Here is a 15,476-nt window from a genome sequence, read left to right as displayed (position 1 = left end):
CTTTGATCTCGTCAAATTTCAATTGACACCAAACTTCACACGATCGCCATAACTCGTTTGTCGAATCGACGATACATCTTGGGACAATTTCTCCCGACGTTGAAACACCATCAATTTGTGAATATTCGTTCTCTGACGACTAGAATTCACCTGACCTCCAGAAAGTGGAACTAGAATTGGGGTTAAGATCCCAAGTTCTGATTCAAAGACTTTTTCCAGCAGAATTTCAGTCTGATAATTGGCTGAAGGATGGATCGATTTGACGTGCGTCAGTGCCATTGATTCATAGTGATGCGCACTGATTTGGGAATTTTCTTGAAACTGAAGGCATTTTGTAAGAACCAAAATGTGCTGACTCGGGTTCATAAGAACAGAGGTATGTCGCCTTCTTACGGCGGAAATCATGTCTGAATTGAGGTTCCACGAAACTGGCGGATCGAGTGTGCAAGGGTTGACGTTTGTTCGACCGTTGCCGCACGCAAGCCACGCGCCGTCGTCAGATGCAACTGACCCGTCATCACAGCGAAAGCAAGTGATCGGGCTCAACGAACGTCTGTTTCCACCTCGTTCAGCAAGCGATTCAGGAGTTCTCCCACCAGTTGCCGGACTCGAACTCGGGCACTTCATCCTTGAAGAACGCATCGGTCGAGGAGGGATGGGAGCTGTCTTTCGAGCAATCGACAAACGCCTCGATCGAGTCGTTGCCCTAAAGGTGCTGTCGCCAGAGCACTCGAACGATCCCGACGCTGTTCACCGATTTCAGAATGAAGCTCGCGCCGCAGCTCGACTCGACCACGACAATATCGCCCGCGTGTTCTACACCGGGTCTGAAGCGTCCGTTCACTTCATTGCGTTTGAGTTCGTCACCGGAATCAACATTCGTACTCTGATCAGTCAGAAGGGAAAGCTCTCCCCTGAACTGGCAGTGAATTACACCCTGCAGATTGCAGAAGCGCTGCAACAAACGCATGCCGCAAATGTTGTTCACCGGGACATCAAACCCTCGAACATCATTGTCTCCCCGACGGGTCAGGCCAAGCTCGTTGATCTGGGACTCGCACGCAATATGGATTCCCAGGAGTCACGCGACCTGACGGTTGCAGGGACCGCACTGGGGACCTTTGATTACATTGCACCAGAACAGGCGATGGACGCCAGAAATGTCGACGTCCGAAGCGATATCTATTCGTTGGGATGCAGCCTTTATCACATGCTGACAGGTGCGCCTCCTTATCCGACAGGCACCATGTTCGAAAAGGTGATGAACCACCATCGACCGGTCCCACCGGATCCGGCTCAGCGTGCCTCTGGAATCAGCCCTCAGTTTTCCAAAGTCGTCCAGAAGATGATGGCGGCGAACCCTGACGAGCGTTATTCAACACCAAACGAGCTGATTGCAGACCTGATCCCGATTGCACAGTCACTCGGGCTCGAACCAGCTCAGCCGAACACCGTGATCTGGACAGCCATCCCGAGTCGGCGCGAGCGAACTCGCTGGGACGGAGCGCCAACCTGGGCGGCCGTCGCACTTCTGCTTGTACTGCTGGTCTTCGCTGATCGGATGCGGCTCACAAATCGCACAACACCGGTTCAAATCACCAAAACAGAACTCGGTGAGACTGCCAACAGTATTCCTCAGCTGAATCAAAATCCGGACGCAACCGCAACGGATGGCCGAGTGACAGCGGCTCCAGTCCCCACCGAGACCATGCAGTCGATTCCTGTCCCTCCGATCGGAGATGCCGATCCACTTGTCGCTGCGAACGAACCGACAATGGGTGGACTGCAACCGTCAGGGACATCCCAGCCCTCCGGAACGGCTGGCTTCACCGACAAGATCAAGCTCCCTGAGTTTCGACTCCACAATCCATCAGAGATGCTGGACCGGCCATTTGTCAATCAGTTCGTCCCGACGCTGGACCGGGTCGGGCAATCTCCTTCCATTGCTCCAGGCACGTCAGCTGTTCCAGCGTTAGGCGGGAATGGAACGAAGGAATCGGGCACTGGCTCGATGATCGGCAGCGCTCCGGCCTCGACTCAGCCAATCACACCAGGCAGCAACAGCGCCACCAACGGCGGCATCAATGCTCCTGCGATGCCAACTGATCCGAAGCAGCAACCAGCGCAGCCAGCGATTCCACCGGCTGTCACGGAACCATTCGTGGCAATCAATTCCGAGACAGAAGAGCGTTTCCCGAGATCCACGCTCGCATCCGCAGTCGCGATTGCGAAAGACGGTTGGGTCATCGAGATTCAGGACACATCACTGCCATTGGTCCTGCAGGAACCGTTGACCATTGCCGACAAAAAACTTCTGATCCGACCTGCTCCCCCAGTGAAAGCGGGGAAAGAGTACCGTCCGCAGTTGAAGATTGATTTGACCGGTCAGCCGTTGATGGGAGCATCGAACCATAGCTTGGAGGTCTTTCTCCTCAGCCGTGGTACGCTCGAGCTTTCCAACGTCGACATTGAAATGCAGGTCGATCCGGCCTCCATTGTGGAATGGTCGCTCTTTTCTCTTGTGAAAGGATCGCAACTCACCACGAACGGCGTCACTTTGACCTTGGTGAATCCGTTCAATCAGCCTGCGACGGTTGTTTCACTTCCAAAAGTCGAATCCGAAGACCTTGCGGACACGATGCCGGAACGGATGATGATCCGTCCGAACCGGATCGAAATGAACGATACGTTTGTTCGCGGTCAGTACGATTTTCTGACGCAGGAAGCAATTGATCCACTCGAAATCACACTACGAAACACCGCTGTCGCAATCTCAGGCTGGATGTTCAAGTTTGATGGTTCGAACTCGTACATGATCAGCACACAGGACGACTCTCAACGTGAAGTCGTTCTGAAACTGGATCAGACAACAATGCTTCTCGGTGGCGGACTGATCAACGCGACATCCGGCGAGCATGGAACCATCCCCCAGATCCGACTCGACCTCAACAGCGTAGTGGTGCGAATTGACCACGATGGTCAGCCGTTGATTGAACTGGCCAGTCGAGACGAAGATGCTCAACTCCGAGAAGCTCTGGAGATTGAAACAACCAGAAACCGCAGCTTCTTCCAGATGACTGGGCCGCTGTGCCTGATTGATTCCTCAACGTCTCTTCTTCTGGAAAATGGTCGCGAACTGTCCGCCGAACAATTGGGCTTAACCAACGCTCACATTTCCCCAGATGTCAACCTGCTGGTTCCATTAGAGAAGATCGAACTGAACCGATGGAGCACCTTGGAACCACATGAAATGGAACTCAGGGCAGGGGACGACAACCCGGCAATCGGCGCGTCGAGTAACCTGAAAAACGCAGGGGTCGACTGGCAGTCGAGCCACCTGCCGCGTGAGCTTGGCGAGGAACCGGAAATCATGGTGGACTGATTCTCTGCCCAGTCCTTCCCGGTACGTGCTTTGCCAAATCCTGTGCTGTCGGTTTTCCGTGAGTTTCCCAATTGAATGCGAACTTTGTGCGCAAAATTGCGGACGAAGGTTGGCCTCTGCTTTGATTGGACTAGAATAAGGGAAAATCATCGCGTTTTCCGTCGTTGAGAACGCAGTGCATTCGCTTAGTACACAGTTGAATCAATCGCATTTTTTGAGTTCACATCCGTGAAAGATCTTCTCACCCCACGTCAGGTTGCTCAGGCAATTGACATGAGCGAATCATCGCTCAAGCGGTGGTGCGACCAAGGTTTAATCCCAACCGTCCGCACTGCAGGGGGACACCGTCGCCTCCCGATCAACGGCGTACTGACTTTTCTTCGCAACTCCGGTTATCGGCTTCTTCACCCGGAACTTCTGGGGCTCCCACCAAGTACAACTGGCGGGCAAGAACGCAAACTGCATGGAGAACGGGAAAGGCTCGCGATTGCATTGGAGCAGGGAGATGAACAAGTCTGCACCGAAGTTGTGCTGAACTTGTATCTGGCTGGCATCCCGATGAGCACGATCTGCGATGACGTGTTCTCGCCGATCTTTGAAAGCATTGCCTCCCGGCCAGGCCCTCACGAGATCACCGTCTATCAGGAACGTCGCGCGTGTGAAATCTGCCATCGCGTTCTGCATGAAGTTCGTCGCGCAATGCCAGAACTTCTGCCTACAGCACCGATCGCAGTTGGAGGATCTCTGGAGGGCGATCCGTATACGCTCGCCTCATCAATGATCGAAATGGTCCTTCGCGAGAACGGGTGGCGGGCATGCTCATTAGGGGCCATGCTTCCTTTTCTGTCACTCCGACAAGCCGTGTGTGATATGCGGCCTAAGCTTGTCTGGCTCAATGTTTCGGCGATTCGCGATCAAGATACGTTTCTGACTGAGTTTGATCTGTTGGCAAAGCTTGCTGAGACAAACGATGTCTCTCTCGTGGTCGGAGGGAAAGCAATCACAGCGAATCTTATGGTGAATCGCCAGTTCGGGACTCGCTGCGAAACGTTTCGACAATTGGAAACCTACGCCAAGACTCTCGTGCCTCCGCAGATGGCCCCGATTCTGGACCATCCAGAGAATGAAGAGTCAGACGTTGTGTCGGAGACAATTGCCGCAGACTCTACAGTGACACATCCTGCTGAATAACTCTGAGTGACCGTTCAAAAGCCGGGGCGATTGAACCGGTCACACTGCAAGCGATTGCCTTGGAAAATTTCTGCTTAGAAGACTGCTGTTCTCACTTAAGTTCCGATCCTCCTTAATCCAATTCCACTCGATTTTCATCTGAAAGTAACTCTGTGATGCAGCCACATGAATTGGACGACGCCCGCCAACTCGTTCGGACTGCGTTAAAAGAGGATCTTGCAGGCAGCGTCGATTTCACAACAACACTCCTTATTCCGGCAACCGATCGCGGCACTGTTCAGATCGTTTCCAGAAAGCCCGGCGTTCTCTGCGGGGCGAGTATTATCCCGATCGTTTTTGAAGAATTGGGAACTCCAGTTGATTGCACTGTGCAACTTTCCGACGGAGCGGCCCTTGAACCTCAATCACTCATTGCAGAAATCCACGGCCCGGTTCAGGCACTGCTGACGGCCGAGCGGACTGTTCTCAACTTCCTGACATTTCTCTCCGGAATCGCTTCACACACAAAGCTCTATGTGGATGCGGTTGGCTCCCACCCTGCCAGAATTCTTGATACTCGAAAGACGCTGCCGGGACTTCGTTCGCTGCAAAAATACGCCGTAAAATGTGGAGGGGGAACGAACCATCGGATCGGGCTCTACGACGCAATTCTGGTGAAGGACAACCATCTCGCCGATTGGCTCAGCGATCCACAACGCACGCTGGCCGCAGCAGTCAAACATCTGCGACAGAACGCCCCTACCGGGATGCTGGTGCAATTTGAAGTCGATACATTGGGCCAGTTGCAACAAATCCTGCCAGAGCGACCAGACATGGTTCTGCTGGACAATATGTCACTTGCAGAACTGAAATCGGCAGTGGAACTGCGTAACAGTCTGGCTCCAGGAGTTCTGCTGGAAGCTTCAGGCGGTGTTAATCTCTCGACCGTCAGCGGAATTGCGGCCACCGGCGTTGATCGAATCAGTGTCGGTGCTCTGACCCACTCCGCTCCGGCTCTCGACATCGGGTTCGACTGGAAGTAATTCCGAGATCAGGAGAAGCCTTTGGAGCGCGCAGCGAATCTCGATTGAATGCATAAGAACCTATCGTCTGGCCAACGGGACATCGGAGTAATTCGAGTCGCACAAAAAGTTTCGATTTCTCATTCGAAATATTGGAAGACCGCAACGAATCGCAATACAGTGAAGCTTGAATCCCTGCGTACGCAAAGCATTCAACAGTTCACTGGCGGGCGATGACGAATTCTGGTCCGCATCGCCACTGAACTTCCTCCAGGAGTCTCAATCGATGGCAGTTTTCGACACATGGACCGCAACGGCAGCTAAGCAGGAATTCCAACGCCATCAGATTGAAGTTGGCCCCCTCGGGCAGGACGAGGTCGAAGTTCAGGTCGAGCATTGCGGTCTATGCCACTCTGACATCTCCGTACTGAACAATGACTGGGGCAACTCCGTCTATCCCGCAGTTCTTGGGCACGAAGTCATTGGTCGTGTCGTTGCCGTCGGGCAATCAGCCAAGGGACTTCAAGTTGGACAGCGCGTCGGCATCGGTTGGACTTCCGGAAGCTGCATGCATTGCCGGTCATGCCTGTCAGGTTCTCAGCATTTGTGCGGAGAGTCACAGGCGACAATCATTGGCCACACCGGTGGATTCGCCAACCGTGTCCGTTCGCACTGGGCCTGGGCGATCCCGATCCCTGAAAAGCTCAATTTTGTTGAAGCCGGACCGCTACTCTGCGGGGGAATCACCGTCTTCAATCCGCTGGCCATGCATGCCAAGCCGACCTCTCGCGTCGGCATCATTGGTATCGGCGGGCTGGGGCACATGGCAGTGAAATTTGCATCCGCTTACGGCTGCGAAGTGACCGCCTTCACATCCAGCGAAAGCAAGTTTGAGGAAGCTCGAAATTTCGGCGCCCATCATGTCTGCTCCAGCCGAGATGCCATTGAGATGAGCAAGCTGGCTGGCACGCTGGATCTGTTGATTGTGACAGTCAACGTCCCACTCAACTGGGAGTCAGTCATCAATCTTCTGAGCCCGAACGGGCGATTGCACATCGTGGGGGCAGTCCTCGAACCGATCCCATTTTCCGCCATGTCACTGATCATGGGGCAGCGAAGCATTTCAGGCTCCCCAACAGGCTCACCAGTGGATATGGCGCAAATGCTCGAATTCGCGGCACGGCACAACATCACCCCGCAAACCGAACACTTCCCGATGAGCCGAATCAACGAAGCATTTGAACGGCTCGAATCAGGCCATGCCCGCTATCGAATCGTCCTCGACGCCGACTTCTGATCGAGCCGATCAATCTGGTCTGCACACAGCCTTTTTCCCTGACAGGAAAAAGGCTGTTTCGTTCCCGAATGATCGACCGCGATCGGTCTAATCAAGGTGGCTGAGGCTGTCTCCGGCGAGGGGAGCATCTCGGGAAATGATGTCAGGGCCTTTGCCTGCCCGTTTTTCATAGATTCCGTCCCCGGACTTCACATACTTTGTGAACCCGAGTCGATCGAGTTTCTTGTCATCGGAGACACTTTTGCTCATCGCCGATTCGGACCATGAACCGCCAATGAATGGAGGCTGAATGATCCGGCGGACAGGCTCGCCGGTTTCTGGATGATGCGTCAGCGGCGGCGAAGAAATGGATTGAATATGCTCAAAAGTCGCTCCTGATGAGCCGTCATCATGAACAATCTCGTAGATGTAAGTTGGCATCGGATCGATCGTTTCGCAAATTCTTACAAACCAGCCTGTTTACAGGAACGGAAATGACTTTATGAGCTTCGCCGACGCGGAGGCCCGCTCTTCTCAGATGAAATTCCGCTGCTGCACTGACACAGGTTGAAGCAAAGCGCTCCAGAAACCACAACTTGTAATTTTAGAAATTGACTCTGAATTGCAAAGGTCTCTGCTTCTAAAAACCCCAACCTCTCCTGTTCTCCCCGATCTCTGCTGAACTCAGACGACAAACAGAGAGAAGACAACCGGGAATCGGGATGGTAAACTGTACCGATCAGATAAACCTGAGATGATATCGCGGTTTTTTCGTTGAATCGGACGAAAGCAACCGTCAAATTCGCTTCAGGCGATCATCTGGTTTCGTCGATTTAACGAAACAAGGAATTGGGCAAAGAAAGCAGGCAGGGCGGCCATCTCACTCGCAGGCCAGTCGTCCGGGAGGAGTCTGCTTCGAATTCGTAAGTCCTGTTTTTCCTGATCAAGTCGAAAGAGAAGCTCCAGCAGTGTGGCGGTTGATGCAAAACGAGAACTGTTTCTGACCGGCGTGAGGCCGGTCATATGAAGGCACGCTTCGTATACATTCCGTTTTCCCGACCTAGATCATCGGGCGTTGATTTCTTTTACGAATCAAGTTCGGATTCCGTCCATGGCTACTGATTTTCGCTTGAAAGAGCAGTTGTCTGCACTCACCGACCGTATCGTCGACAGCTATCTGGAAATCGGTTCAATCAACCATCTCCAGCACTGTCCATTGCCAAGTACGTCGGCTGTCATTGAGATCATCAACGACCTGAAGGAAATTCTGTTCCCGGGATATCACCGTCGCCAGAATCTTCATCTCGGCAACGTCACTTACTATGTCGGTGACCTGATCGATGGTCTTCACGATAAACTGACTCAACAAATCAGCCGTGCACTGCGATACGATTACGACCAGAAAAATGGCCCTCACTCGTGCGATGAACGACGTCTGATCGATTTTGAAAGCCGTGGGCAACACGAAGCGATTCGCTTTCTTGAGTCGCTTCCGGAAATGCGCCGCACACTCGCAACCGATGTTCAGGCTGCATACGACGGAGATCCAGCCGCAAGTGGACTCGACGAAATTGTCTTCTGCTACCCCGGTCTGGCCGCTGTCACCGTTCACCGCATCGCGCATCAACTGTATCGCCAGAAAGTCCCGCTGATCCCACGAATGATGGCCGAGCACTCTCACAGCTTGACCGGAATTGATATTCACCCGGGCGCATCGATTGGACCATCCTTCTTCATCGATCACGGAACAGGCGTCGTGATTGGAGAAACGTGCGAAATTGGCACGGGAGTGAAGGTCTATCAGGGAGTCACTCTGGGCGCATTAAGCTTCGCCAAAGATGGAGATGGGAACCTGGTTCGTGGCAACAAACGACACCCGACGATTCAGGATCGTGTCGTTGTTTACGCGAATGCCACAATCCTCGGGGGCGCAACCATTGTTGGTGAAAGTTCCGTCGTCGGCGCGAACGTCTGGCTGACGAAGAGTGTTCCACCAAACACGATGGTCACAATCGAAACACCATCACTGCGCCTCCGCGAAGCGTCATAGATCGATCTCGCCTGACTGATCACTCGGTTGATTCTGTCGAGTTGGATTAGACGAAACACAGAATGCAAAACAACAACGCCGGGCCAGCAGTTCTATTGCTGGTCCGGCGTCTTGCATTCTGAGCTTCAATCAGGAAAGCACGCGAACAGTGCAGGTTTACTTGTCCTGAATCTTCAGTTTGAACTCGTCTGAGTTCGCCTTCAATTCAGGAGCGTACATTCCTTCGGCGATGGTCGGCAGTGCACTGAACTTGCCAGGAATCTCTGCACGAACCCGATACTTCACGGAATGCTTTCCTCGCTTCAGTTCGCGGAGGAAGAACACCACGCGGTCATCCCGGAATTCGACATAGGCTCCTAGTCCTCCCTCGGTGTAGCCGCTCTGCAGATCAACCGGTTCGCAACCGGCAGCCTTGGCATCTTCAAAAATGACGTACTCGTAGTCGTTCTTGGAATCGATTTCGAGTTCGATTTCCACAAGATCGCCACTGACCACATCTTCAAGTCGAGCCAGTTCGTGTCGGGTGTACTTCTTCACCTTCTGATCAATCGCCTGACCACGTGATCCTGCGACAGTCGAGGTCGCCGACTTGTCTTCGACCAGTTTGAAGAACTTTCGCCCGACTCGAATTTCGAGCCCTGTCGCGGTGATGTTGTCTTCCTTAGTAAAGTTCGTCAGGTAGGCGTTGTAATACAGTGGACCCACTGCGGATTTCTCTTCGCTCAGCGGTTTTCGCTTGAGTTCCAATGTATGTTTGCCAGCTGCGAGTGCTTCTCCTTCGACCACAAATGCATTGTCGAACGTGAACAAATCGTTCGGAGTAATCTTCACGGACTTCTTCAATTCACCATCAAGCCAGACTTCCACTGCAAAGTGAGGACGAGACTCTCCAGAGGCAATTGCGAACTCGGCCAGAGCCTCGATTGCGTACGCTGTGTCTCTGGTGTTGTTCCAGTACGTCCCGTTCCGTCGATTGTTGATCAGGTACTTTGCGAGCTGAGAGGCCTTGGTCGACTTCGCATTAACCTTGGTCAGTAGTTTGAGATAGAACGCGTTCGATTCTGTTCGGCTGCCGTACCAGAACCACCAGTCATTATTATTTGGCAGATCGATGAACGCGGTCTGATTCTCTTCGTCGATTTTCACGAACTGATCGATATTGCGAATCACCATATCCCGTTGCTCAAACGCTCCGAGCTCGTGGAATGCCAACCCGATCAGTGCTTGAGAGTACAGCGACAGCTTGACGCGATCTCGATACAGGAACCGCTGCATTTCTTCATTCTTGACGCCTGATTCCACCAGAACCTGGAAGACCAGGGCGTCAATATCTGAAGCCTGAGAGCGGTACTTCCCAGTTCGCTTTGGATCTTTGGCATGGCGTTCACCTTCCTGCAGTAACGCCACTTCCGCTTCCTGTGCCCGAGCGAGCCACTGGACGCCTTTGCTCAGCACGTCTTGAGGAATCGCAACGTCGCTCTTCGCTGCCTGCTGGAATCCATGAACGATCACAGCTGTCGTGTGTGGCCAGGAACGCTCCTTGTATCCAGAGAACCAGCCCCAACCGCCATCACTATTCTGCATGGAAGCCAGATCTCGAATTCCGGTCTCTACCATCAATTGAACTTCGGCATCATCAAAGACAGGATTGCGATCAAAGCGCTTCCATTGCTTCGCCCGTTCAGCCGCATCACCCAACTGCTGAGCATTGAGATTCGTTCGCTTCTCCTGAATCTCTTTCAGGTTCACGCCCATCGTCTTCAACAGATGATGAGTAATGACTGTCGGGACAAAGCGATTCAACGTCTGCTCGGTACACCCATAAGGGTAATCGACCAGATAAGGCAGGGCATCGACCATGGCTCCGGCGACCGTTGGGGAATACCGAACTTCAAGTCGAGTCTGTTCCGCAATTCGTTCAGAAGGAACCGCGAACTCAACCTTACCTGAGTTCTGGTCAGGTCGAATGACGCCAGCGAAGGACTCTGTCTTGGAAATTCCGTGAACCTTCACTGGGAACTTCATCTGCATCGCGTCTGACTCTTCATTGGTCAACGCCTTCATTGTGACGGTCGCGATCCCGGCCTGAGTCGCTTTCACAGTCCAATCGACTCTGGTTTCTCCACCGGCAGGGACTGTCACTCGAACACTTGGCTCCTTATTGCCAGTTAACGCTGACGCATCTGTGATTAAAGACAGAGTTTCCCCTTCCAGATCAAGCTGAACAGTGACCTCTTTCTCTGTTGCCAGATAGTTGTGAACGACCGCAGACAAAACCACTTCGTCACGTTCAACAAAGAATCGTGGAGCCTGAAGGCGAACGATGATGTTCTTCGCGGTGACAACATCTGCGGTTCCTTCCCCGACAACAGTATCCGCGCCCATGCCCCAGGTCCGAATCTTCCAGCTTGAAAGATTCTCTGGCATTTTGAATGTGACCTTCGCGAGACCATTGCTGTCCGAAGTGAGATCCGCCTTCCAGAATGCCGTATCAGCAAACTCAGACCGAATCATTGGCTGGACCGGAGCGTCTCCACCAGCAGCATCAGCAGCAGCCATTGGAGCAGCGGTAGGCATCGGCGCCCCAGGCGCGGCATAGTTCAAGGATTTCTCCATCATTTGCGGAGCACCTCGCATATGACGCCCAAATCCCCCACCTCCCATTCCGCCGCCCATTCCGCCGCCCACTGAGGGAGCCGCATCCATCACAGCGATTTCGCCCATGTCTGCGACCTGATCACCGAAGACCCCCAGATTTTCCATGATCACTTCCCCTGTTTTCCGCAGGAGAGTTGACCAATGAGTCAGGTTGTCTTCTTTATTGATATGGTGAAGTCGCTTCCACCCCCAGAAGAATGACTTGATTTCCTCAATGTTTGAACCACCAGAGATGTACTCAACAGCGCGATCATAAACGCTGACGACAAGACTTCCTGCAAACGGATTCCCCTGAGCGTCTGTCACCTTCAGTTGAATTTCCGCCTCTTGTCCCGGCAGATACTTCTCGTTTGAAGGAAGAACTTCGACGTTCAGAACTCGCTTCTCAGGTGGCACCATTAACTCTCTGGAAAGATTGAAAATCTCTCCGTGTGAAATCGTCAGTGCCTCAACATAGAAGTTCGGCATGTCCTTGGCTTCGACAGGAATCTCGACAATCTCGCTTTTCCCGCTCAGCTTCAAAATCTGCGGTTCTTTTGCAGCCACCCCATTTACCGAACGGACAAAGAGAAGCACTGTCGCTCCTGTCCGATTGGTGTTCAGCATCAACCGGACTGTTTCTCCAGGAGCGTATGTTTTCTTTTCGGCGACTAATTCCAGATCCCCAAACCGGAACTGAGAACCATCAAACCCTTCGCCACGAATCACAAACAGGTGCCCCCCTTCAATCACTGGGGCATCCGCAGCAGTTTGCATCTTGTAAGAGAGCCGATACTGCCCAGCCTCACTTGCCTTGATCGTCTGCGTTGCAGATCCCTCGGCATCGGTTTCCAGATCCCAGACTTGAACAGAAGTCTCGACCAGTTTTCCTTCAGGGTAACTCAGTTTCAAAAGTTCCAGCTTCCCGAAACCTTTGATTCCTTTCCCATCGAGCGATCTCGCTTTGAGATCCGCCTGAATTGAGTCCCCCACGTTGTAATAACCGCGGTTTGTCCAGACAGTGACCTTGTACGGTTCGCGAGAGACAAGAACTTTTCCGGACCCGACAATGGTTCGGCGTGACGCATCGGTCACCTCCGCGGTGATCGTGTATTCATGGTCTTCATCACCGTGCAGTTCTTTTGCCAGTGACGTATCGATTTCAATCGTCGCAGTCCCATCAGGGCCAATCTGGACTTCCTGATCAATCACCAGTTCCGGAGGATCAACATTGAAACCAATTGGCGGGATGATACAGCCCCAGCGATGGAAGCCAGGATGCCATGTTGCATTCGGAGCGAACCACCAATAGCCGTTGCCGTACAGCCAGTCCCATGGATCGAGCGGGAACCATTTGGAAACTTTGGCAGAACGCTCAACTTTGACCTTCACTGTCCCCTGAGTAACAGGTGCCCCGTAATAGTACTTCGCCTGAACCTTGGCCGAGACCTTCTCTCCTAACTGAACAGGAGTGTCAGGTGATTCGATCGTGACTTCAAATTCTGGCTTCTTGTACTCTTCAACTCGGAACCCCAGAAACTGGGAGATGTCCTTTCCATTGGAAACTTCAATCTGATACTGCCCCAGCTTCGCATTCTTAGGAAGAAGATGCTCTGCCTGTATCGCTCCGAACTCGTCAGTGGTCAGATTTTTCTTGAACACCTCATTGCCCTGAGGATCAATCAACTTCACGGTGAATGGCTTGTCAGCGTACAAGCCACGATTGTCTTTCCCATAATCTGCCCGACGCACCCAAACCTTGTACTGGACCTTCTGCTCAGGGCGATAAACAGGGCGGTCCGTAATGATGTAGGCACTAGAAGAGACGTCGCGAATATCCCTGAATGAATTGAACCAGACGTGACTGAATCCCAGATACGCATAACGTCCGGCAGCAGATCGAGCGACTGCAATCCATTGGTACTCAGGAAGCATCAGAGCAGGGTCAACTGTCGCCAAACCACTTGCATTTGTTTTCTTGGCAAACTTCGACGTGACGACCTGAAATTCGCCTCGACCTCGCCCCATCTCGCGTTGCTGCTTCCAACCGAAGAAGTCAATCTGAGCATCGGCAACAGGTTCCCCAGTGACAGCATCCGCAACGTAATAAAGCGATCCACTTGCAACTCGCTTTTTCACGATTGCTGTATCTTCGACCCACATCACAATGCGACTGATGTTACCGTCCGCCATCTTTGCTGAAACAAGATAAGCTCCCGCTTTCTGCAGGGGAGTCGTCACCGTAATTCGCTTATCGAAATGCTTTTCGCGCGGCTCAAGTTTTAATGACCAGCTGGCAACCTTCTCGCCCAGGTACTTCGATTTCCCTTCATTGACGATCTGCATGCCAATCTGTTCGATTTGAATTCGTTCCCATTCCACCTGAGCAGGTCGGGATTCCAGATAAGCCTGAATGTCTGCGATTAGCTCAGGCACTTTCAGACGAAACGCGGTGAACTCAACAGAGGTTCCATTGCGAAAGCGATAATCCACCTGAGCAGGTTTTCCTGCTGCCACATTCTGGCGTGGTTCGAAGTCTCCCCAGTTGCCTTCGATCTGTTTCAACTGAGCAGCACGACCGTCAGCATCTTTAGGGAATCGCTTCAGACTTTCCTTCAACACACCTGTAGCCTTAGGGTACTGCTGACGATTCAGATAGATCTGAACGAGCGAATTCAATGCAGCCCCGGCCGTGCCTTCTGATTTCCCATCAGCGACTTCGCGGAACAACTTGATAAAGTTGGCGTCCGCAGGCAACTTGAATCGTTTTGGGCCCGTGGCGAGTTGAGCAATGGTTTCATCATCACTCAATCCAGTCAGAGACCAGATTCCTTCTTCTTTAGTCAGCGAGTCTTTGGCCTCAGGAAGAAAAATGCCTGCATCTCGAAGAGTGCCGACTCCGAATTGGCTCAGCAGGAAGTTGGCGTATTCCAGTTTCACAGCATCCTGACGAGTCGCATCTGCAGCAACAACCTGATTCAGGCACCAGCGCCAGCGTTCGCCGTCACTCTTTGCTGCTTCAAAAGATTCAGGAATCGCATAGAAGATGGGATTCCCGTCAGCATCGACAGGTGTCTTGTTCTGTGAGCGATATCCACCAAATCGCCCGAAACGTCGCCCGGTTCCTTCTGGATAATCCGGCAACGTTTCCAGATCGGTGAGGACCTGAAGCTTCCAGGCCCCTTCAGACTGGTCAAGCAACTGAGCTGCGAATTCGTGAAAGAAGTCAGCCTTGATCTTTCCATCAGCATCGCCGGGAATCTTCTGCCGAGCAGCATTCATCCACATCAATGACTGAACCCGATCACGTGCTTCGACCTCAACATAGCTTCCGCCGCCACGTGCGTTCCCGCGAACGAACTCGCCAGCGACAATGACACCAAAATGTGGAACGGAATCCAGCACTGTTGCTGCTTTCCACAAGCGCCGCCAGTCGGTGTTATCAATGGCGACAAACTCCTGCAGCAGCTTGTCGATTTCACCAAGTCGTTGGAGTTGCTGAAGGCATGACACCGCCATGCTCAGATGCTCACCTGACTCAGCTCCTGCCGATCCTGGTGTCAACGAGAGATGCCGGTAAGTCTGGTAGGCGTCTCGAAAGTTCCCGTCATCGAAGTTCTGCCGAGCTTTTCTGGCATCAGTTTGCGGCGGTTGGGGTTCAGCTGCCATGACAATCAAGACTCCAACCAGTGACATCGACACGGTCAGCAGACACGCAGACAAAGTCGCGAGGCGAAACATAGGATTCCTTTTAAACTTGAATCCATGATGAGAAGAAAGGTCGACACAAACGCCGTCAGTGACAAAATTCAATCAGCGAACCGGAGAAGGGAACCGCTTGTCATTTCTGGAATCGACCAGACAGCCTCAGGGAAGACACGGCCATGGGGACAGGCCTCCCACTCAAGCGGACTTACAATTCGTACACGTTCATCCTGA

Annotated in this window: 7 protein-coding genes; 5 read left to right on the top strand and 2 right to left on the bottom strand. The window is 52.7% G+C overall.

Features of this window, described 5'->3' with window-relative positions; translation table 11 throughout:
• Positions 1-403: 403 nt before the first annotated feature.
• The 4 genes from SH527x_RS02245 to ahr all read left to right on the top strand — a co-directional run bounded on the left by SH527x_RS02245 (position 404) and on the right by ahr (position 6,871).
• Entirely contained in the window at positions 404-3,382 is a 2,979-nt protein-coding gene (locus SH527x_RS02245; RefSeq protein ID WP_437193030.1) for a protein kinase domain-containing protein, read from the top strand.
• A gap of 228 nt (positions 3,383-3,610) precedes the next feature.
• The gene (locus SH527x_RS02240) at positions 3,611-4,573 is read left to right on the top strand and encodes a helix-turn-helix domain-containing protein (protein ID WP_437193029.1); all 963 of its coding nucleotides are present in this window, start codon (positions 3,611-3,613) and stop codon (positions 4,571-4,573) included.
• A gap of 155 nt (positions 4,574-4,728) precedes the next feature.
• Positions 4,729-5,595, top strand: coding sequence for a carboxylating nicotinate-nucleotide diphosphorylase (nadC, locus tag SH527x_RS02235; protein ID WP_437193028.1), 867 nt, complete (start codon positions 4,729-4,731; stop codon positions 5,593-5,595).
• Between the two features lie 265 nt (positions 5,596-5,860).
• Positions 5,861-6,871 (top strand): NADPH-dependent aldehyde reductase Ahr, encoded by a 1,011-nt coding sequence (ahr, locus tag SH527x_RS02230; RefSeq protein WP_437193027.1) that lies wholly within the window; start codon positions 5,861-5,863, stop codon positions 6,869-6,871.
• An 87-nt stretch (positions 6,872-6,958) separates the two neighbouring features.
• On the opposite strand, the gene SH527x_RS02225 is transcribed toward ahr, so the two are convergent.
• Entirely contained in the window at positions 6,959-7,291 is a 333-nt protein-coding gene (locus SH527x_RS02225) for an FmdB family zinc ribbon protein (protein ID WP_437193026.1), read from the bottom strand.
• A gap of 670 nt (positions 7,292-7,961) precedes the next feature.
• On the opposite strand from SH527x_RS02225, the gene epsC reads away from it, so the two are divergent.
• On the top strand, positions 7,962-8,900 hold the full coding sequence (gene epsC / locus SH527x_RS02220) for a serine O-acetyltransferase EpsC (RefSeq protein ID WP_437193025.1): 939 nt from the start codon (positions 7,962-7,964) through the stop codon (positions 8,898-8,900).
• A gap of 156 nt (positions 8,901-9,056) precedes the next feature.
• Here the strand turns inward: epsC and SH527x_RS02215 are convergent, their stop codons facing one another.
• The gene (locus SH527x_RS02215) at positions 9,057-15,206 is read right to left on the bottom strand and encodes an alpha-2-macroglobulin family protein (RefSeq protein WP_437193024.1); all 6,150 of its coding nucleotides are present in this window, start codon (positions 15,204-15,206) and stop codon (positions 9,057-9,059) included.
• Positions 15,207-15,476 lie beyond the last annotated feature (270 nt).

The organism is Planctomicrobium limosum (assembly GCF_051465645.1).
Taxonomy (GTDB): Bacteria; Planctomycetota; Planctomycetia; order Planctomycetales; family Planctomycetaceae; genus Planctomicrobium.
This window is presented reverse-complemented; position numbering and strand designations above follow the sequence as displayed.